Annotated in this window: 18 protein-coding genes; 11 read left to right on the top strand and 7 right to left on the bottom strand. The window is 59.5% G+C overall.

Annotated elements, in window-relative coordinates; all coding sequences use genetic code 11:
- Positions 1-166: 166 nt before the first annotated feature.
- Positions 167-763 carry an LPP20 family lipoprotein gene (locus tag LAT62_RS11645; protein WP_293383802.1) on the top strand — a complete coding sequence of 199 codons (597 nt, stop codon included), beginning with the start codon at positions 167-169 and terminating at the stop codon, positions 761-763.
- 48 nt (positions 764-811) lie between these two features.
- A complete protein-coding gene (locus tag LAT62_RS11650) occupies positions 812-2,068 on the top strand; it encodes a flagellar assembly protein T N-terminal domain-containing protein (RefSeq protein ID WP_293383805.1) in 1,257 nt (418 codons plus the stop codon).
- 24 nt (positions 2,069-2,092) lie between these two features.
- Here LAT62_RS11650 and LAT62_RS11655 read toward each other — a convergent pair whose 3' ends face one another.
- Genes LAT62_RS11655 through LAT62_RS11675 form a run of 5 tightly spaced genes read right to left on the bottom strand, consistent with a single transcriptional unit; the run spans position 2,093 to position 8,371 of the window.
- Positions 2,093-2,932, bottom strand: coding sequence for a symmetrical bis(5'-nucleosyl)-tetraphosphatase (locus LAT62_RS11655; protein WP_293383808.1), 840 nt, complete (start codon positions 2,930-2,932; stop codon positions 2,093-2,095).
- An 18-nt stretch (positions 2,933-2,950) separates the two neighbouring features.
- Positions 2,951-3,745, bottom strand: a complete 795-nt coding sequence (rsmA, locus tag LAT62_RS11660; RefSeq protein ID WP_293383811.1) for a 16S rRNA (adenine(1518)-N(6)/adenine(1519)-N(6))-dimethyltransferase RsmA — start codon at positions 3,743-3,745, stop codon at positions 2,951-2,953.
- Positions 3,746-4,747 (bottom strand): 4-hydroxythreonine-4-phosphate dehydrogenase PdxA, encoded by a 1,002-nt coding sequence (pdxA, locus tag LAT62_RS11665; RefSeq protein ID WP_293383814.1) that lies wholly within the window; start codon positions 4,745-4,747, stop codon positions 3,746-3,748. It lies immediately after the preceding gene.
- Positions 4,747-5,994 carry a peptidylprolyl isomerase gene (locus LAT62_RS11670; RefSeq protein ID WP_293383817.1) on the bottom strand — a complete coding sequence of 416 codons (1,248 nt, stop codon included), beginning with the start codon at positions 5,992-5,994 and terminating at the stop codon, positions 4,747-4,749. The genes pdxA and LAT62_RS11670 overlap by 1 nt, the downstream gene beginning before the upstream one ends.
- 22 nt (positions 5,995-6,016) lie before the next feature.
- Positions 6,017-8,371, bottom strand: a complete 2,355-nt coding sequence (locus LAT62_RS11675; protein WP_293383819.1) for an LPS-assembly protein LptD — start codon at positions 8,369-8,371, stop codon at positions 6,017-6,019.
- Positions 8,372-8,552: 181 nt separating this feature from the next.
- On the opposite strand from LAT62_RS11675, the gene djlA reads away from it, so the two are divergent.
- Positions 8,553-9,365 (top strand): co-chaperone DjlA, encoded by an 813-nt coding sequence (gene djlA, locus LAT62_RS11680; protein ID WP_293383822.1) that lies wholly within the window; start codon positions 8,553-8,555, stop codon positions 9,363-9,365.
- Positions 9,366-9,383: 18 nt separating this feature from the next.
- Here the strand turns inward: djlA and LAT62_RS11685 are convergent, their stop codons facing one another.
- A complete protein-coding gene (locus LAT62_RS11685) occupies positions 9,384-10,409 on the bottom strand; it encodes a DUF3530 family protein (RefSeq protein WP_293383825.1) in 1,026 nt (341 codons plus the stop codon).
- Between LAT62_RS11685 and rpe the strand changes: the two genes are divergently transcribed.
- From rpe to LAT62_RS11715, 6 genes are all read left to right on the top strand, one after another.
- Positions 10,408-11,088 (top strand): ribulose-phosphate 3-epimerase, encoded by a 681-nt coding sequence (gene rpe / locus LAT62_RS11690; RefSeq protein ID WP_293383828.1) that lies wholly within the window; start codon positions 10,408-10,410, stop codon positions 11,086-11,088. The genes LAT62_RS11685 and rpe overlap by 2 nt on opposite strands.
- Before the next feature lie 275 nt (positions 11,089-11,363).
- On the top strand, positions 11,364-12,848 hold the full coding sequence (trpE, locus tag LAT62_RS11695; RefSeq protein ID WP_293383831.1) for an anthranilate synthase component I: 1,485 nt from the start codon (positions 11,364-11,366) through the stop codon (positions 12,846-12,848).
- 15 nt (positions 12,849-12,863) lie between these two features.
- Positions 12,864-13,457 carry an aminodeoxychorismate/anthranilate synthase component II gene (locus LAT62_RS11700; protein ID WP_293383833.1) on the top strand — a complete coding sequence of 198 codons (594 nt, stop codon included), beginning with the start codon at positions 12,864-12,866 and terminating at the stop codon, positions 13,455-13,457.
- A gap of 13 nt (positions 13,458-13,470) precedes the next feature.
- Complete coding sequence (gene trpD / locus LAT62_RS11705; RefSeq protein ID WP_293383851.1) at positions 13,471-14,523, top strand: anthranilate phosphoribosyltransferase; 1,053 nt, start codon at positions 13,471-13,473, stop codon at positions 14,521-14,523.
- Entirely contained in the window at positions 14,520-15,338 is an 819-nt protein-coding gene (gene trpC / locus LAT62_RS11710) for an indole-3-glycerol phosphate synthase TrpC (protein ID WP_293383836.1), read from the top strand. Before trpD ends, trpC begins: the two co-directional genes overlap by 4 nt.
- A complete protein-coding gene (locus tag LAT62_RS11715; protein ID WP_293383839.1) occupies positions 15,338-15,511 on the top strand; it encodes a hypothetical protein in 174 nt (57 codons plus the stop codon). The genes trpC and LAT62_RS11715 overlap by 1 nt, the downstream gene beginning before the upstream one ends.
- A 15-nt stretch (positions 15,512-15,526) precedes the next feature.
- Here the strand turns inward: LAT62_RS11715 and crp are convergent, their stop codons facing one another.
- Positions 15,527-16,204 (bottom strand): cAMP-activated global transcriptional regulator CRP, encoded by a 678-nt coding sequence (crp, locus tag LAT62_RS11720; RefSeq protein WP_293383842.1) that lies wholly within the window; start codon positions 16,202-16,204, stop codon positions 15,527-15,529.
- A gap of 172 nt (positions 16,205-16,376) precedes the next feature.
- On the opposite strand from crp, the gene LAT62_RS11725 reads away from it, so the two are divergent.
- Positions 16,377-16,808, top strand: coding sequence for an OsmC family protein (locus LAT62_RS11725; RefSeq protein WP_293383845.1), 432 nt, complete (start codon positions 16,377-16,379; stop codon positions 16,806-16,808).
- Positions 16,809-16,823: 15 nt separating this feature from the next.
- Positions 16,824-17,690 carry a DMT family transporter gene (locus LAT62_RS11730; protein ID WP_293383848.1) on the top strand — a complete coding sequence of 289 codons (867 nt, stop codon included), beginning with the start codon at positions 16,824-16,826 and terminating at the stop codon, positions 17,688-17,690.
- Positions 17,691-17,798: the final 108 nt, after the last annotated feature.

The raw sequence follows: 17,798 nt of genomic DNA on the forward strand, positions 1-17,798 counted from the left end.
TGTCTGGTTAATTCGACACTGCTCTGAGCCACTGAGCGCTCTGAGAGCAAGGCGCAAAGACCGCTGTCCCCTGACAATAAATCACTAATGAATTTTCGGACTGCGCCGACACAGGGTCTGTGATGAATCAGTATGGCCAGGCCAGATTGGAATTTGGGAGTCCAGTATGAAACGCATGATCCTGTTAATCGGTCTTGTTCCCCTGTTGGTATCAGGCTGTGCCCTGTTCGGCGGGGGCGATGATGAAGAAGAGCGTATCGCTGCCATTGAGGAGGAAGTTCGCTACCTGAACCAGAACCTGCCTCCGATGGAGCCGATGGTCCTGCGCAGCACGGGCTACGGTACCGTGTCCGAGCAACCCAATCATTTGTCGGAGTCGCAGCAGCGTTTGCTGGCCATGCGGGCTTCCAAGCTGGACGCCTATCGTACTTTGGCTGAGCGGGTCTATGGCACTGCCATCGTCGGTAATACCACGGTGGAAAACCTGGTGATCCAGAACGACCGCTTCCGGTCTTACGTCGATACCTACATCTACGGTGCTCGGGTCGTGTCTCAGGATCCGATGGCTGATGGCAGTTGGGAAACCACGGTTGAAATGGTCCTCGACGAGGGCTTCCGCAACTGTCTGGTGAACGAGCAGGACTGGCGTCGCAACTCGCGCTGCCGCAGCGAAATGGTCCATGACCTGGATTCCTTCGAGCGCAACAGCATGAATCGTCAGGGTCTGAATCAACGTGAGAGCGGCCTGTACTTCCTGCAGTAAGCAGGAAGTCGGGTCCCACTGAACCAGCAAGAGTACGGAGTTGCCACCATGCCTGCCCCCAGTCTGAACAAAGTGCTTTTCTGCCTGCTGCTGCTCACCGGCTTGTTGTTGATAACCGGTGTCAGCTCGGCGTCTGACCTGCGCTATCAGGCCACGCCAGAGCAGCGCTTCATCGAAGCGACCGGCCGTGCTGAGGTTGTCTATGGCGATGAGCACAGTGCTCGGGTCAGAGCCATGCGCGATGCCGTTCAGAATGCGTCCATGCAGGTCAGCGCGCAGGTCAGAAGTTCACAGACTGTGGAATCCGGCAGTGTTGTCGTGGATCACCTCCGTGTGCATTCAGCCGCGCGGGTCACTCAGGTCGAAGTGCTCAGCGAAGGGCGATCCGGCAATTTCTTCGAGGTCAATATTCAGGCCCGTGTGGCCGAAGACCATATGTGTGCCAATCATGTGGTCAATGATTTCGCCAAGAGTGTCGCCGTCACCGGCTTCGCCCTGGAGGATGCCACCCAGACCACAGTCGGCCACCTGGGCGATGTGGACCGGCAACTGGCCTCCTACCTGGTCAATGCCATGAATGGTGAAACAGGGCTGCGTGCGCTGAATGCCAACCACATGATGCTGTATCCCTCGGTGTCGGCTGCGCCGACTCGCCAGACCACGCGCAATACTCTGTCCTGGGCCGTGGATGCAGCCCGTGATATGGGCGTGCAGTTTGTGGTGTCAGGCGTGGTCAGAGATCTGGGTATGGAAGAGGTGCGCCGGGAAATCAGTGACGAGGATGGCCTGGTGGCCAGATTGTCACAGCCGCGTAATACCCTGCAACGTCAGATGATGCTGGATGTGTATGTCCATGATGGCTACAGCGGCGCGCTGGTGTTCCAGAGCCGCTACAGCACCAGTGGCGAGTGGAACTACCGCTCGAACGAAAAAGTCGGCTTCGCCACCTCGCGATTTTTCGCCTCCGAATACGGACAGAATGTGCGTGATCTGCTGCGCCACGTGGTAGATGACGTACAGGAGGCGGTGCAGTGCCAGCCTTTCATGGCCAATATCGCTCAGGTCGACGGTGATCGCATCTATATTCAGATGGGCGCCGAATCCGGATTGCGACCAGGCGACGACCTGAGTGTTTACCGTACCAGCACTTTCTTTGATCGGCGCAATGATGCCTACAATGAACTGACCGATACCCAGCTTGTGGCTCGCGTCACCCAGGTGCAGCCCAACTTTGCCATTGCCGAACTGCCGGTGACGGCAGAGCGTCTGAACCTGCAGCCGGATGATCTGGTGATCGCCTGGTGATTCGGTTCCCTCAATCGGGCCGGGTCAACTGATCGGGCCCGGTACCAGCCGGCGCACTTCGCCGTTCGGGTTGACCTGTACCCGGGTATGCTGGTCGAGATCGTACAGCGTCAACCAGCCACCCCAGCCATAGCCTGTATCCAGGCCGATGTACTCCTCACTGCCAGTGCGGCCGGTCAGTGCCGCCCAGTGGCCAAAAATGATCTGCCAGTTGTCGGGCTCACGCCATTCGTACCAGGGTCGAAAGCCAGACGGTGGGTTGTCCGGGGTGTCCTTGTGTTCCAAGTCCAGTTGATGATCCTCGGAGACAAAGCGCATGCGCGTGAAATAATTGGTAATCACCCGCCAGCGGTCGGTGCCGGTCAGCGTTTCATCCCAACCGGTAGGCGTGTTGCCGTACATATGGTGAAAGAACTGTCCGGCCAACTCGGGATTCTGCAACACCGCTTCCACCTCGGCGGCACGCGCAACGGCTTCATCACAGCTCCAGCAGGCCGGAATGCCGGCATGGGTCATGATCTGTCGATGTTGTTCATCGCGAATGCACAGGGGACGCTGTTGCAGCCAGGTCAGCAGTTCAGCGCGATCTTCGGCTTCCAGCACATCGGCCAGGGTGTCCTTGGGGCGAGGAGGGCGAACACCGCGGGCTACCGCCAACAGGTGCAAATCATGATTGCCGAGCACGGCTTTCAGATGGGGTAGGGTGCGCAGGTAGCGCAGCAGAGCCAGGTTTTCCGGCCCACGGTTGACCAGGTCGCCGACCAGCCAGAGTTCATCCTGATCCGGTTTGAAGTCGACTTCCGCCAATACTTTCAACAGGGGCTGCAGGTGGCCCTGTAAATCGCCGACAGCATAGCGTGCCATGCAATGCTTCCTGTTCTGTCAGTGGTGAATCTCGCTGACCGCATTGGCCAGTGAGACATAGTCCGCGACACTCAACGTTTCCGGCCGAGCCGAACCGTCAATGCCGACCGTCTCGAGTGCAGACAGGTCAATGTGTCGCTTGAGGTTGTTGCGCAGCGTCTTGCGGCGCTGAGAGAAAGCCAGACGCACCAGAGTACTCAAGTGATCGGGTGAAACATCAGGGTAGTCGCTGTCTGTTCGCGGCACCAGTCGAACCACGGCGGAATCGACCTTGGGACGGGGCGTAAAGGCACCCGGAGGCACTATGAACAGGCTCTCTACATGGCACTGATACTGAACCATGACACTCAGCCGGCCATAGTCTCGAGTGCCAGGCGCTGCGGCCATCCGTTCGACCACTTCTTTCTGCAGCATGAAATGCATGCTGGCGACCCTGTTACGAGCGCGCAGAAGATGAAAGATCAGCGGCGTTGAAATGTTGTAGGGCAGGTTGCCGACCAGGTGCAGGGGTTGTTCGGTGTCGGTCAGTGTATTGAAATCGACTTTGAGCGCATCGCCCTCGATCAGGGTCAACTGACCTTCCGGCTGATTGAAAAAGCGGGCTCGCAATATCGGCAACAGATCACGATCCAGTTCAACCGCAGTGACCCGGGCTCCTGAGCTGAGCAGGAATTCGGTCAGGGCGCCCCGGCCCGGGCCGATTTCAATAACATCATCACCTGGGCCAACACCGGTAGCGTCAGCAATGCGCTGCAGCACCGATTCGTCATGCAGGAAGTTCTGGCCGAAGCGTTTGCGCGCCTGATGCACCATTCAGGGTGCTCCAACCGGGCTGCTTGCGACGCTATTGTGGACCATGGTTGCGGCATACTCGAGCGCAGTTTCCAGGCTTCCCGGATTGGCCCGCCCGGTACCGGCGATGTCCAGCGCGGTACCGTGGTCTACCGAAGTGCGGACAAACGGCAGGCCAAGCGTAATGTTGACTGCATCGCCAAAGCCCTTGTACTTGAGCACAGGCAAACCCTGATCATGATACATGGCGAGTACCACGTCTCCGTTCTGCAGCACCTTCTCGGTGAACAGCGTATCTGCCGGCATGGGCCCTTGCATGTTGATGCCTTCTGCGCGCAGTGTTTCCAGTGCCGGAATCAGTGTGGTGATTTCCTCGTCACCCAGATGTCCGTTCTCACCGGCATGCGGATTGATACCGCAGACCAGAATGCGTGGATCGGACAAGCCGAAGCGTTGCTTCAGGCTGGCATGAAGCACTCGAGTCACGCTGAGTATCAAGTCTTGTGTCAGCGCATCGGGCACGGCCCGCAACGGCAGGTGAGTGGTGGCCAGCGCCACCATCAAGCCCTGTGTGGCCAGCATCATGACCACCTGATCGACGCCGGCTTTCTGCTGCAGGTATTCGGTATGGCCGGAGAAAGGCACTCCCGCCTCATTGATGATGCTCTTCTGCAACGGCGCAGTGACCATGGCGCTGAAATGACCCGCCTCTACACCGTCTATGGCCTGATCGAGAAGCTGCAGTACATAGGAGCTGTTGGCCCTGTTCAGTTGCCCGCACTCCGGTGGCTCGGCACAGGGTATGTTGATGACCGGTATTTCGCCGTCACCGAACTGAGCTGGCCTGCCCGGGCTCCAGTGGAGGAAATCCAGGCGCAGCCTGAGTTGCTGTGCTCGCCTGGCCAACATGTCCACATCGCCCAGCACGACGGCATCATGGCGCGCCGGAAGCGCCGCCAACTGCAGGCAGATATCCGGCCCGATACCGGCGGGTTCACCGGACGTTATGACAAGTGGCAGCATCAAAGTTCCCTGATCGAGATGTAGGCGTTGTTCTTGATTTCCTGCTGCCAGCGCGGCAAGGCTTCGGCATACTTCTGTTCAAACAGGATCTGTTGCACCTGTTGGCGCAGGTTGTCAAAAGTTTCATCGGCTTCCCGTGCGCCACGTACCTCGACGATATGCCAACCGAAAGCGGAGCGGAAGGGCTCTGCTATCGAATTGACCGGGGTATTGCGAATGGTTTCGGCAAACTCCGGCACAAAGACGCCTGCTGAGTTCCAGCCAAGATCACCGCCACGGCGAGCACTGCCGGAATCCTTGGAGTATTCCCGAGCCAGATCCGAGAAGCTTTCACCGCCTTCGGTGATGCGCTCATAGAGCGACTGAGCCAGTTCCCGGGCGGCCTGCTGCGACAGCCCGTCTGATTCGTTGATCAGGATGTGGCGCGTGCGATATTCGGTGATCTGCTGTGCTGTGGCACCTGACTGGTCGGCCATATAGACCACATGCCAGCCATTGGGGCTTTCAAACGGTGCTGATGCGTCTCCAGTGAGCAGGCCGCGCACTGGCTCGCGCAGCAGGCTGGGCAGTGAGTCCGGATCGCGCCAGCCGAGATCTTGCACCGTGCGACCTGAGGCGGCGGCTTCCAGGTCCATATCTTCCTGGTTGACCCGGTCGGAGATGGTCTGTGCCAGGTCTCGGGCATCGGTTTCATCGGCCGGTACCAGAACATGAAACAGGCGGTATTCAATATCTTCAAGGGCCGAGCTGACCTGCGTCTGCAAATACTGGCGAACCTCCGAGTCTGTGACCTGTATACGGCGTGCCACGAACCGTTCCTGCGCCTGCTGGATTTGCAGGTCCTGACGTATCTGCCGCCGGACCATGGCGTAATCCACACCCTGGGATGCAAGCTGCTGCTGGAAGCCTTCGAGCGTCTGGTTGTTGTTGCTGGCAATCCGGGTCATGGCCCGATTGAGCTCGGCGTCGGTAACACTGATGCCGGCGCTTCGTGCGCGCTGCAGCTGCACCTGCTCCATGATCAATGTATCGAGAATCTGCTGCTTGAGGTCGTCTTCCGGAGGCAGAATGCCCGGGTTGTTGGCATAGCGAGCCTGAATTTCGGTCAGTCGCTCCATCAACTGGGAGTGCAGAATGACATCATTGTTGACCACAGCAATCACCCGATCCATCAACTGGCGCTCGGCCAGGGCCGGCATGGCCAGCAGGATCAGACAGCAGGCAATTAGCACTTTTCTCATCATCATTGGAATTCTCACGCCGGACACTTTACCGGGTCTCAAAGAGTTGGTTGCGGAAATCGGGAATACGTTCACTCATACGACGAATTATGGCATTGCGGCCACCGACATTCCCCAGCCCCTTCAGGGTCAGATTAAGCTGTATGGTATCGAACAATCCTGAACCTGACGACTGGTCGGGGTCATTATTGACGAATCGTTGACCGGCTATCTGGATATGCCAGCAACAACCGTCATATTCCAGCCCGACGATGGTTTCTGCCAGGTCGAGATCGTCGTCTTCGTTGTCCCGTTGCCAATTCAGATAGCCATAGGCACCGAAGACCTGGCTGACGGGTACCACTGCAGCCGCCTGAACCTCCTGCACGGGGTCACTATCGCCATCGTTGCCCAGATTCCAGTCTGAACTCAGGTTCAAGCCACCTCTGCCAGGCGAATAGGTGTAGTCCAGCCGAATACGGCGCAGCTCATACTCTTCACCGTAGAAACTCAGATCATCCGACCGGTCCGGGCGCCAGACAACCAGTGTGCCAATTTCATGGTCGGAGCTTGCCTCCAATCGATTGCTCCATGAAATATTGCCGGCCTGCGGGTTAGTCCAGTTGTCGTCACGAATGCTCTTGTCGGCCAGCAGTTCCTTGGTCAGATTCACCCATTGCTCCAGGTCACTGGTGAACCGCCAGCCATCCGCGCTGTAACGATAGCGGCTGCCCAGCGTAACCCGGTTCCGGTCGCGCAACCGATCGACGGAGGTGTTCATCAACGGCAGATCAATCTGCCGCTCATCCAGCGGGCGATATTCATATTGCACGAAGGGCGTTGCCCGCTGTCTTTCGGTCCAGTCCCAGCGATAGCTCAGGCGGTGGCGGGTATCCCAGAGCAACCGGTTGTAGCCTTCGGCCGGGTGTTCATCCAGGGTGTCGGTAGAGAAATCCGGCAGGGTGTAGTAGGTGTGATCCCCGGTGTAGCGGTGGGTCAGGGTCCAGGGCCCCCAGGAGTCCGATCGGGTCAGCACGAGGCGATTGCGCAGTCGGTAGCCCTCCAGTGGGTCAAACTGGTCGGGTGTCAGGGCCAGGTAGTCCGGTTGCTCCTTGTAGCGTCTTTCCCAGTCTGCCAGGCCCTGCAGTCGCCAGTCACCGGGCAATCGCCAGGGTTGTCGGATATGCAGACCGGGCTGTTCCACATAGCTGAGGTCGCCGGCAGAAGCGGATTCTGCGTAGATATTCTCCTGCTCCAGGTTCACGTCAAAGCGGGTCTCAGTCGGGGTTTCAAAGCCCAGGGTGGCCCGGTTGATCACGGTGGTTTCGAAGTCTTCCCCGAGGTACTCCGGGAAATAGCGTTGATCACTGGCGTCCCGGTAGTCGAGCGTCCATTCCAGTGCTGAATCCCGGCTGCTCAGCGACAGATCATACCCCCACTCGGGTGCCTCACGTTCCGAGGCCTCCCAGTCAGGATAACCCCCATAGACCAGCTCACCCTCAAAGTTTCGGTTGAGGTAGCGCCACTCCTGCCAGACATGGGCCACCTGTGGGGCGTCATCATCCGGGTCTCCGCCGACCATCCAGTCGACCGTGGTGGTGTTGTCGAAATTGGGCGCAATATCCCAGTAGAAGGGTGTACTGATGCGCAGTTGATTGTAACGTGAGTACCAAGTGGCGCTGGGGGCCAGAAACCCGGAGCTGCGCTCCTGGTTCAGGTTGACCCGCAGATAGGGGGTATAGGCCACCGGAACCGGCCCGACATGCAGGCGGGCATGATAGGCGGTCGCAATGTCGGTGTCGGTATCGACATTGAGTGTACGGGCATGGACGGACCAGCCAAAGCTGCCCGGTGCACAACGGGTCAACCAAGCGCTGTTCAGGCGATAGTTGTTGTCGTCGCGCTCGATGCTGGCTGCGGAACCATGGAGGTTGGCCATGTGCAGCACATAACTGGCGTCGTATAATTGAAACTGTGGCCTCTCCGTTTCGGCGGTGGCCGGGCCGGTCAGAATGGCCAGGTCCGGCTGGCGAATCAGGCCGCCTTCGGGCAAACCGATCTGCCCGGACTCCATGTCATAGTTGGCCGTGTCACTGTAGAGACGCAGCACATTCTGGGTGATCTGCACATCTCCGCTGACCCGAACCTGCTCGTTCAATCGCCCGGATTGACTGCCAGCATCAATCCTGGTTTCGTCGTCAGCGAGCCCGGTTTCGGTCCACGGGTCTATAAAGCTGCCGGGGCATTGGGCCGAGATACGCCCCTGTTCAAAGGCGGGAAGATCGTCGTAGAACACCCAGTCCAGATGGCCTCCGGCGGGCTGGGCGGCGACCTGTGTGTTCATCAGCGGCAGGACCAGGGCCGTCAGCGCCAATGATTTTTGCCACCCGATGGGTTTTTCCATTACGCTTTCTCTTCACTTCACCTTGATAATGACAAAGGCGCCTCGCGGCACCTGCGCATGAAGGACGGCCTATTATAGTGCCGTCATGTTATAGAAAGGTACCGGGTGATGCTATGGTTGTGCGTCTATGTGCCCGGTCAGCGGGCTGAACTGGCCGCGACAGACTGTTATGGAGACAGCGATGTTCTGGTGGGGTAAGGCGATCCTTGCGGTGCTGGGGTTCTATCGGGGTGGGCCTGCCGGGCTGGTTTTCGGTCTGGTGGTCGGGCACATGATCGATGTTGGCCTGCGCCGGTGGTGGCTGCGCCGACAGCAGCGCGGACTCAGTGCCGAGGACCGTCAGAGATTTTTCATTGGTACCTTCGAGTTCATGGGCCATCTGGCCAAATCCAAGGGCCGGGTGGAAGAGGTCGATATTGATTTTGCGCGCCGGGTGATGCGTCGGCTTGGGCTGGGGCGGGAGCACACCGAGCAGGCCATGCAGGCATTTCAGCAGGGCAAGACCGCCGAGTTCAATCGCGAGGCGTTGCTCGCGGACCTGCGTGCTCGGCTGAGCCCGGGGTCGCCCCTGGCCCTGATCTTCCTCGAAACGCAGATTGAAGCCGCCTATGCCGACGGGCGTATTGGCGATACGGACAAGGCTTTGCTGGCAGACTTGTGCAAGGCTTTTCGACTGTCACGCCTGCAGTATGAGCAAACGCGCCACCTGGTGCGCAGCCGGCTGGCACGCGAACGCCGAGCTCGACGGCCGGGCCAGCCTGAAGCGGCCATGTCGCGACAACAGGCCCGTGAAATACTGGGTGTGGCACCGGATGCCAGTGCCAGTGAGATCAAGAAAGCCTACCGTCGTGCAATGAACCAGCATCACCCGGACAAGCTGGTGGCCAAGGGGTTGCCGGAGTCGATGCAGCGCATTGCCACAGAGCGGGTTCAGCAGTTGCAAAGCGCCTACGAAATTCTGTCAAAGCGGGGTGACAAAAAGCGGTCCAGATAACTCGGGAACTGGTGGGGACTATTCAGGCTCACCATTGGCGGCCTCCGCCATGGGCTCTGCACCCCGGCGCGCCGGAATACCACGCTGGGTGCCTGCCATATTGGTTCTCAGCCAGCCCCAGGTGCGCCGCGAAACCACCTGTGGCCCGCTGCGGTTGGGTGACGCCCACGCCTGTTCCCGTACCTGGGTCATCTCTGTCAGCCCGGCTCGATTGATGGCCGCACGACGCTGCCGTGCCGCTGCGGTGGCGTGATCGGTCGGCAGGTAGACGTCCAGTACCGGCACGGTCAGAGCGCCCAGCAAGGGCATCAACTCTTCCGTATCACCGGGTCTTGCGCCCACCAGTACCAGTCCGAATCCCTGTTCATCGCCTGCCTGTGCCTGCAGGTCTTCGACCATGATGCGGGTGGCATAGAGTGCGCCGGTACCGAAACCAATCACCACGAGGTTCTGCAGGCCACGCCCCTGCAACTCCTCGATACCGAGCAGAATGCGTTGCGTCACTTCGGGCTCGAAGGCCGGATCAATTTCGGCACCGGCTGCCGATGCGGCCACCGGCTCATCTACTTCACGATTGCGCATCGGGACGGGCGGAGAAGGGCGCGGCGGGACGCTGATCGACAGGGTCGACCAGCCGCTGTCCGGCAGGTGATGGCGCAGATCATGAATCAGCCTCGGCCAGTCGGGATGCTGGCCATCATCGTGCACAATCAATGCACCCCCCTGCGGATTGGCTGTGGTTTGCTCCAGCCACAGAGTAGGCATGGCAATGTCGCCGTCTTCCAGCAGCAGATACTGCCCGGCGGGCAGCAGGGCCTGGTAGCGCCGTTCAAGGTCGCGGGCATGAGCCTCCCAGTCGGGCATGACTCTGTCTTCTGCCTGCTCCTGTTCCTGGGCATGCGCCGGGAAAAACGACAGGGCAGCAAAAAACCATGCGCCCAGCGCCCACATTGTATAAAATGCGCCGCGCCGACAAAGCGTTGACCAGCCGTTTGGCCGGTGCGCTGTGAACTCACTCTGATGCATGTCCGAAAGGTCGCCCATGTCTGATTTCCTGATTGCCCCTTCCATCCTGTCCGCCGATTTTGCCCGCCTCGGGGCTGATGTCGACGAGGTTCTGGCCGCCGGTGCCGATGTGGTCCATTTCGATGTGATGGACAACCACTATGTGCCCAATCTCACCATGGGTCCGATGTTCTGCAGCGCGCTGCGCAAACACGGCATCAAGGCACCGATCGATGTGCACCTGATGGTGCGCCCGGTCGATCGCCTTATTGGTGACTTTATCGACGCCGGTGCCGATATCATTACCTTCCATCCGGAAGCCAGTGACCATATCGACCGCAGCCTGCAACTGATCCGCGATGGCGGCTGCAAGGCGGGCCTGGTGTTCAACCCTGCAACACCGTTGCATTATCTGGACCATGTCATGGACAAGATCGACCAGATCCTGATCATGTCGGTCAATCCGGGCTTTGGCGGCCAGAGCTTTCTGCCCTCGGCACTGGACAAGCTGCGCGCTGCGCGGACAAGAATTGCCGCTTCCGGCCGCTCAGATATCCGCCTCGAGGTGGATGGCGGCGTCAAGGTAGACAATATTCGCCAGGTCGCCGAGGCCGGGGCCGACATGTTCGTTGCCGGCTCTGCCATCTTCGGTGCAGACGATTACCATACCCGGATCGCCGAGATGCGCGCCGAGCTCGCCGCGGCCAAAATCGATTGATCACCGTTGCAGGCCGGCCGGTGTGATTGGTCGGCCTGCAATCTGCCCCTTGCACCTGTTTTGACAGTTCAGTAAAGTTCTGGCCTTGCCCGATGACTCTGAACAGAACGAAACAACGTCAATGATCACTTCGCTTCCAACACAAGAGCCTGCCGTCCACACCGTGGGGCGATGGCGCTGGTAACAGTCAAGACTGACCCTTCAGGATATACCGCCGAGTTGTCCGGCCCGCAGGTCGGATCATCTGACAGGACTGTTAACAGGATCAAGATACAATGGAAGCCAACGCCTATTATGCGCTCGCCGAGCAGGGTTATAACCGGGTTCCGCTGACCCGTGAAATACTGGCCGATCTCGAGACACCACTCTCCACTTACCTGAAACTGGCCCGCGGCCCCTACAGCTATTTGCTGGAGTCGGTGCAGGGGGGCGAGAAGTGGGGCCGTTATTCCTATATCGGGCTGCCGGCCCGCGAACGCCTCGAAGTGCGTGGCCGCCAGGTTCGCGTATGGCGCGATGACGAGGTGATCGAGGAACATGCCGATCACCCGGACCCACTGGACTTTGTCGAAGCCTTCAAGGCCCCGTTCAAGGTCGCGGACCATCCCGACCTGCCGCGTTTTGCCGGTGGGCTGGTCGGTTATTTCGGTTATGACAGTGTGCGCTATATCGAGCCGCGCCTGGCCGACTCCTGCCCCGAGGACGACATCGGCAACCCGGATATCCTGCTGCTGGTGTCGGACGAACTGGTCGTGTTCGACAACCTCAGTGGCAAGCTGCAGGTCATGGTGCATGGTGACCCGCATGAGCCTGGCAGCTATGAGGTGGCGCAGCAGCGCCTGGATGCACTGGTGCAGCAACTGATTGATGCCCCCGTACCTCACCTGCCCCTGGGCAGCGCTGAACCCATCACCGAAGAAGCCTTCGAGAGTCACTTCGGCGAGACCCGTTTCCATGCCGCGGTCGAGCGCATCCGCGAGTACATTCTTGCCGGCGACGTGATGCAGGTGGTCCCGTCGCAGCGCCTGTCGACGCCCTTCCCGCATGAGCCGGTGCATCTGTACCGAGCCCTGCGCAGCCTCAATCCTTCACCCTATATGTACTTTCTGGACATGGGTGACCATCAGGTTGTGGGCAGCTCCCCGGAGATTCTGGCCCGCCTGGAAGGCGACGAAGTGACAGTGCGCCCGATTGCCGGCACGCGCCACCGTGGCCGCACCGAAGAACTGGATGATGCCATGGAGAAGGAACTGCTGGCCGACCCGAAGGAAATTGCCGAGCACCTGATGCTGATTGATCTGGGGCGCAACGATGCCGGCAAGGTGTCTGAAATCGGCTCGGTTCAGGTGACTGAAACCATGGCCGTGGAGCGCTATTCGCATGTCATGCATATCGTGTCCAACGTCACCGGCAGGCGCCGTCCTGAGGTGACGGCCATAGATGTGCTCAGAGCCACCCATCCGGCCGGTACACTCAGCGGTGCGCCGAAAATCCGCGCCATGGAAATCATCGATGAACTGGAACCGGTGAAGCGAGGCATCTATGGCGGTGCCGTGGGTCACCTGGGCTGGAATGACAATATGGACCTCGCCATTGCCATCCGCACGGCAGTCATTCGTGATGGTATTCTGTATGCTCAGGCTGGCGCCGGTGTGGTGGCAGATTCCGTGCCGCGACTGGAATGGAAAGAAACCATGAACAAGGCACGTGCCCTGTTTCGGGCGGCTGAAATGGTCAGCCGCGGCCTGACAACCCAATAAGTGAAGGAGACTGACATGCTGTTGATGATCGACAATTACGACTCCTTCACCTACAACGTGGTGCAGTACCTGGGTGAGCTGGGTGCTGATGTACAGGTGGTGCGCAATGACGAGCGGTCTCTGGCCGAACTGGTTGAGCTGAAACCGGAGCAACTGGTGATTTCTCCGGGGCCTTGCACACCGTCGGAAGCCGGGGTCTCCATAGAGGCCATTCAGCACTTTGCCGGCAGAATTCCGATCCTGGGTATCTGTCTCGGGCATCAGGCCATCGGCCAGGCTTTTGGCGGCAAGGTGGTGCGTGCCGGGCAGGTGATGCACGGCAAGACCAGCCCGATTTTCCATCGGGACACGGGCCTGTTTCGGGGTCTGCCGCAGGGCTATCAGGCCACGCGTTATCATTCGCTGGTCATTGAGCAGGCAAGCCTGCCGGATTGCCTGGAAGTCACGGCCTGGACACAGAACGCCGATGGCAGCCGAGAGGAAATCATGGGCGTGCGCCATCGCGAGTTGCCCATTGAGGGGGTGCAGTTTCATCCCGAATCGATCATGACCGATCACGGTCACCGCCTGCTGGAGAATTTTCTCTCCACCAGTCCGGTAGCGAGCTGAGGAGACAGACATGCTGGACATCAAGAGCGCCCTGTCGCGCATTGCTGAACACGGTCATCTGGACCAGGAAGAAATGCAGGAAGTCATGCGTCAGATCATGACCGGTGAATGCACTCAGGCCCAGATCGGAGCCTTTCTGATGGGGCTGCGCATGAAGGGCGAAGCCCTGGAAGAAATCTCCGGTGCCGCCCAGGCCATGCGCGAGCTGGCTACCCCCATCCATGTCGACAAGACCAATCTCGTGGATACCTGCGGCACCGGTGGCGACGGCCAGAACCTGTTCAATATATCCACGGCGTCTGCCTTTGTGGTGGCGGCCGCCGGAGGCCGGGTGGCCAAGCATGGCAACCGGGGCGTGTCTTCCAAATCCGGCAGTGCCGATCTGCTGGAGCAGGCGGGCGCCCGTCTTGATCTGACGCCGGAAGAAGTGGAGCGGGCCATCGACACCATCGGTGTCGGTTTTCTGTTCGCCCCGGCCCACCACAGTGCCATGCGCCATGCCATCGGGCCGCGCAAGGAGCTGGGCATGCGCACCATTTTCAACATGCTCGGGCCGCTCACCAATCCGGCCGGAGTCACCCGTCAGGTGATCGGGGTCTTTTCTGATGCGCTGTGCGAGCCGCTGGCTCGAGTGCTGGGCCGGCTGGGCAGTGAGCATGTGATGGTGCTGCATGCACGTGATGGCCTGGATGAAATCAGCTTGGCGGCGCCCACGCATATTGCGGAACTGAAGGATGGCAAGGTGACCTCCTGGGAATTGCGCCCCGAGGATGTCGGTATTGAAACCCAGGTGCTGACCGGACTGGATGTGGACGACCCGGCTGCCAGCCTGGCCCTGATTCAGGGTGCCCTGAGCGGTGCCCGCAATGGCGCGATTGAGCGCAAGGCGATGGATATACTGGCGCTGAATGCCGGTGCTGCCATCTATGTCTCTGGCATCGCTACGGATCTGCGCGAGGGTGTGCTGATGGCGCAGGATGCCATGGGCAGCGGACTGGCCGCCGAAAAGTTGCGCGAATATGTCGCCTTTTCCCGCGTCCATGAAGGCGAGGAGGGCGCAGGATGAATGCCAGCGACACGGCTACACCTACCATCCTGCGCCGTATCCTGCAGCGCAAGCAGGAAGAGGTCGCAGCAGCCAAAGCCGGCATGAGTCTGGCCGACCTGCAGGCTCAGGCTGCGGAAGCGGATGCGCCGCGCGGCTTTGTCCAGGCTCTGGAAAACAGAGTTGCTGCTGGCGACCCGGCCATTATTGCCGAGATCAAGAAGGCGTCGCCGAGCAAGGGCGTGATTCGTGAAGACTTTCATCCAGCACAGATTGCGCAGTCTTATGCCGTACATGGGGCTGCCTGCCTGTCTGTGCTGACGGATGTCGACTTTTTTCAGGGCGCCGACCGCTACCTGCAGGAAGCGCGCGCCGCCTGCGAATTGCCGGTGATCCGCAAGGACTTCACCATTGACCCCTGGCAGGTCTGGGAGGCCAGGGCGCTGGGAGCGGACTGTATCCTGCTGATCGTTGCCGCGCTTGACGACGAGCAACTGACGTCACTGAATGATCTGGCGCGCGAGCTGGGCATGGATGTGCTGATCGAAGTGCATGACGAGGCAGAACTGCAGCGTGCACTGCCACTCGACAGCAAGCTGATCGGCATCAACAACCGCGACCTGCATACCTTCTCGGTCAGTCTGCAGACGACGCTGGACCTGCTGCCGCAATGTGCGGGTCGTCTGGTGGTCACGGAAAGTGGTATCCTGCAGCCGCAAGACGTCGATCTGATGCGCAACCATGATGTGCATGGCTTTCTGGTCGGCGAGGCCTTCATGCGTGCGGCTGAACCCGGCGAGCGAATGGCTCAACTGTTTTTCAACGGAGATAGATAATGCCCGCCATCGTACAGATTATTCTTGTCCTGTTTCTGGCCCTGGTCGTGCTGGTGGCGCTGACCAAGCGGTTCCCTGTTCACCTGTCGCCCAAGCAGGCAAAGACCATGAGCTATGTGGCAATGGGTGGGGTAGTCGTTGCCATCCTGGCCGGTCTGTTCAGAACACTTTGAGGGTGTTCTGACCGGCTATTCCTGCTTGCGAGTGCTGTAGTTTTCCAGCGGTGAGTCCATATTGCCGCGCGCGCCAAAGATCACCATGGTCTTGCCTTTCACCGAGATCAGCCCCTGTTCTTCCAGGGTTTTCAGAACCCGCCCTACCATTTCCCTGGAGCAGCCGACAATCTGGCCGATCTCCTGACGGGTGATCTTGATCTGCATGCCATCCGGATGCGTCATGGCTTCGGTGTGGCGGCACAGGTCGAGCAGGGTGCGGGCAACACGTCCGGTAACGTCCAGAAAGGCCAGGTCACCGACCTTCTGATTGGTTTTGCGCAAACGGCTGGCCATCTGCTCGCCGATAAAATAGAGAATTCTCGGATCGCGGTTGGCAATATCCCGGAATCGGGAATAGGAAATTTCGGCGACTTCACATTCGGTGCGTGTGCGCACCCAGGCAGAGCGCTGTTCCACACTGTCGAACAGGCCCATTTCACCGAAGAAATCACCGGTGTTCAGGTAGGCCATGATCATTTCACGGCCATTTTCATCTTCGATGCTGACTGCCACTGTGCCCTTGACCAGATAAAACAGCGAATCGCTGCGGTCGCCGGCATAGATCAGCGTGGTTTTCGGGGGGTGACGACGACGATCACACTGGGATAAAAAATATTCCAGATGTTGCTGATCGAGATTAACATTCCTCATGACAGGCGGATCTCTGAATTGAATGACTTCCTTGCTTCAGAGGCTCTCTACGACTCAAGCTCTCAACCCAATAGAGTGCATGAAAAGCCGCTGTTTAACAAGTTCGGTCAGGGCGACAGCCGTCTTCTATGCTAAACTCGCGGCGCTGAATCAGACAATCAAAGGAGCGGACATGCACGCGACAATCCGTTGGAATGGCGGGGCCAGTTTTACCGGTACCTCAGGGTCAGGTCACGATGTCATCATGGATGGGCCTCCGGACCATGGCGGCCAGAATGCCGGTGCCCGACCCATGGAAATGGTGTTGATGGGGCTGGGCGGTTGTTCGGCTTTCGATGTCATGTCGATTCTGCAGAAGGCACGACAGGACGTGACGGACTGCGTGGCTGAAATGACCGCCGAGCGGGCCGATGCCGTACCCGCCGTGTTTACCCATATCCATCTGCATTTTGTCGTGACCGGTCGCAACCTGAAGGAAAACCAGGTGCAGCGGGCGGTCAGCCTGTCGGCTGAAAAGTACTGCTCGGCCTCCATCATGTTGGAGAAGGGCGGCGTGAAGATCACGCATGACTATGAGATCCGGGACCCGGTCGCCAGCGCTTAAGCCGTCATGATGCCAATGGCTCGGGAACGTCAGGGCATGCTGTTCGGGCTGCTGGCGGTGCTGCTCTGGTCCACAGTCGCCACCGCCTTCAAGCTGGCGCTGGATGTCTGGCCTCTGCATGGTGTGCTGTGGTTGGCGGCTACCGTCAGCCTGCTGTTTTTTGCCGCTGTGCTGGCCCATGCAGGCGCTCTGCCGGGCAGCCTGCGTGTGTTGCGCCGCTACTGGCGCCGGGCCGTCTTGCTCGCGCTGCTGAATCCTGTTGTCTACTACTTCACCCTGTTCGGGGCCTATGACCAGTTGTCGGCGCAGATTGCCCAGCCGATCAATTACACCTGGGCGTTTGTGCTGTCGCTGGTGGCGGCTCTGTGGCACAAGGCCCCGGTGCGTGTGCGCGACTGGCAGGGCATGGTGCTGGGCTATCTGGGGGTGGTGGTGCTGGTGCTGGGTGGTCAGGGGCGTCTTGAGGTGACTGGCCTGGGTGTCTTTCTGGCCATTCTCAGTACGCTGTTCTGGGCCGGTTACTGGGCTATCGGCATGAAAGACCGGCGCCCGCCACTGGTGGCCATGTTTCATCATTTTCTGCTCGCCTGGCCGGTGCTGACCCTGCTGATGGTGTGGTTCGGGACGGATTTCCTATTCGAGCGCGCGGGCTGGGGCCCGGCGCTTTATATCGGGCTGTTCGAGATGGGGCTGGCGTTCCTGCTCTGGATGACGGCATTGAAACAGGTGAGCAACACGGCGCGAGTGGCTAATCTGATCTTCATCGCGCCGTTTCTGAGTCTGGTCTGGGTCACCTGGATTCTGGACGAACCCATCGTTTTCACCACCCCCATCGGCCTCGTGCTCATCCTCGCCGGCCAGTGGTGGCAGCATAGGCGTTGAAAATCTGCCGCTCTTCGCAGGGTGCCAATGCCGCCTGATGGCGGGGTGCACTTACCGCAGACACGCAAAAAACGTCATCCCTGACAGCTCGACTCCGCACATCCCTGT

The organism is Natronospirillum sp. (genome assembly GCF_022565775.1).
Classification (GTDB): domain Bacteria; phylum Pseudomonadota; class Gammaproteobacteria; order Pseudomonadales; family Natronospirillaceae; genus Natronospirillum.

Coding starts and splice junctions, on each gene's coding strand:
- LAT62_RS11725 (WP_293383845.1), top strand. CDS start 16,377: ATGCACGCGACAATCCGTTGGAATGGCGGGGCCAGTTTTACCGGTACC.
- LAT62_RS11645 (WP_293383802.1), top strand. CDS start 167: ATGAAACGCATGATCCTGTTAATCGGTCTTGTTCCCCTGTTGGTATCA.
- LAT62_RS11650 (WP_293383805.1), top strand. CDS start 812: ATGCCTGCCCCCAGTCTGAACAAAGTGCTTTTCTGCCTGCTGCTGCTC.
- LAT62_RS11715 (WP_293383839.1), top strand. CDS start 15,338: ATGCCCGCCATCGTACAGATTATTCTTGTCCTGTTTCTGGCCCTGGTC.
- pdxA (WP_293383814.1), bottom strand. CDS start 4,747: ATGCTGCCACTTGTCATAACGTCCGGTGAACCCGCCGGTATCGGGCCG.
- LAT62_RS11675 (WP_293383819.1), bottom strand. CDS start 8,371: ATGGAAAAACCCATCGGGTGGCAAAAATCATTGGCGCTGACGGCCCTG.
- LAT62_RS11655 (WP_293383808.1), bottom strand. CDS start 2,932: ATGGCACGCTATGCTGTCGGCGATTTACAGGGCCACCTGCAGCCCCTG.
- trpE (WP_293383831.1), top strand. CDS start 11,364: ATGGAAGCCAACGCCTATTATGCGCTCGCCGAGCAGGGTTATAACCGG.
- rpe (WP_293383828.1), top strand. CDS start 10,408: ATGTCTGATTTCCTGATTGCCCCTTCCATCCTGTCCGCCGATTTTGCC.
- LAT62_RS11700 (WP_293383833.1), top strand. CDS start 12,864: ATGCTGTTGATGATCGACAATTACGACTCCTTCACCTACAACGTGGTG.
- crp (WP_293383842.1), bottom strand. CDS start 16,204: ATGAGGAATGTTAATCTCGATCAGCAACATCTGGAATATTTTTTATCC.
- djlA (WP_293383822.1), top strand. CDS start 8,553: ATGTTCTGGTGGGGTAAGGCGATCCTTGCGGTGCTGGGGTTCTATCGG.
- LAT62_RS11670 (WP_293383817.1), bottom strand. CDS start 5,994: ATGATGATGAGAAAAGTGCTAATTGCCTGCTGTCTGATCCTGCTGGCC.
- trpC (WP_293383836.1), top strand. CDS start 14,520: ATGAATGCCAGCGACACGGCTACACCTACCATCCTGCGCCGTATCCTG.
- LAT62_RS11685 (WP_293383825.1), bottom strand. CDS start 10,409: ATGGGCGACCTTTCGGACATGCATCAGAGTGAGTTCACAGCGCACCGG.
- LAT62_RS11730 (WP_293383848.1), top strand. CDS start 16,824: ATGGCTCGGGAACGTCAGGGCATGCTGTTCGGGCTGCTGGCGGTGCTG.
- rsmA (WP_293383811.1), bottom strand. CDS start 3,745: ATGGTGCATCAGGCGCGCAAACGCTTCGGCCAGAACTTCCTGCATGAC.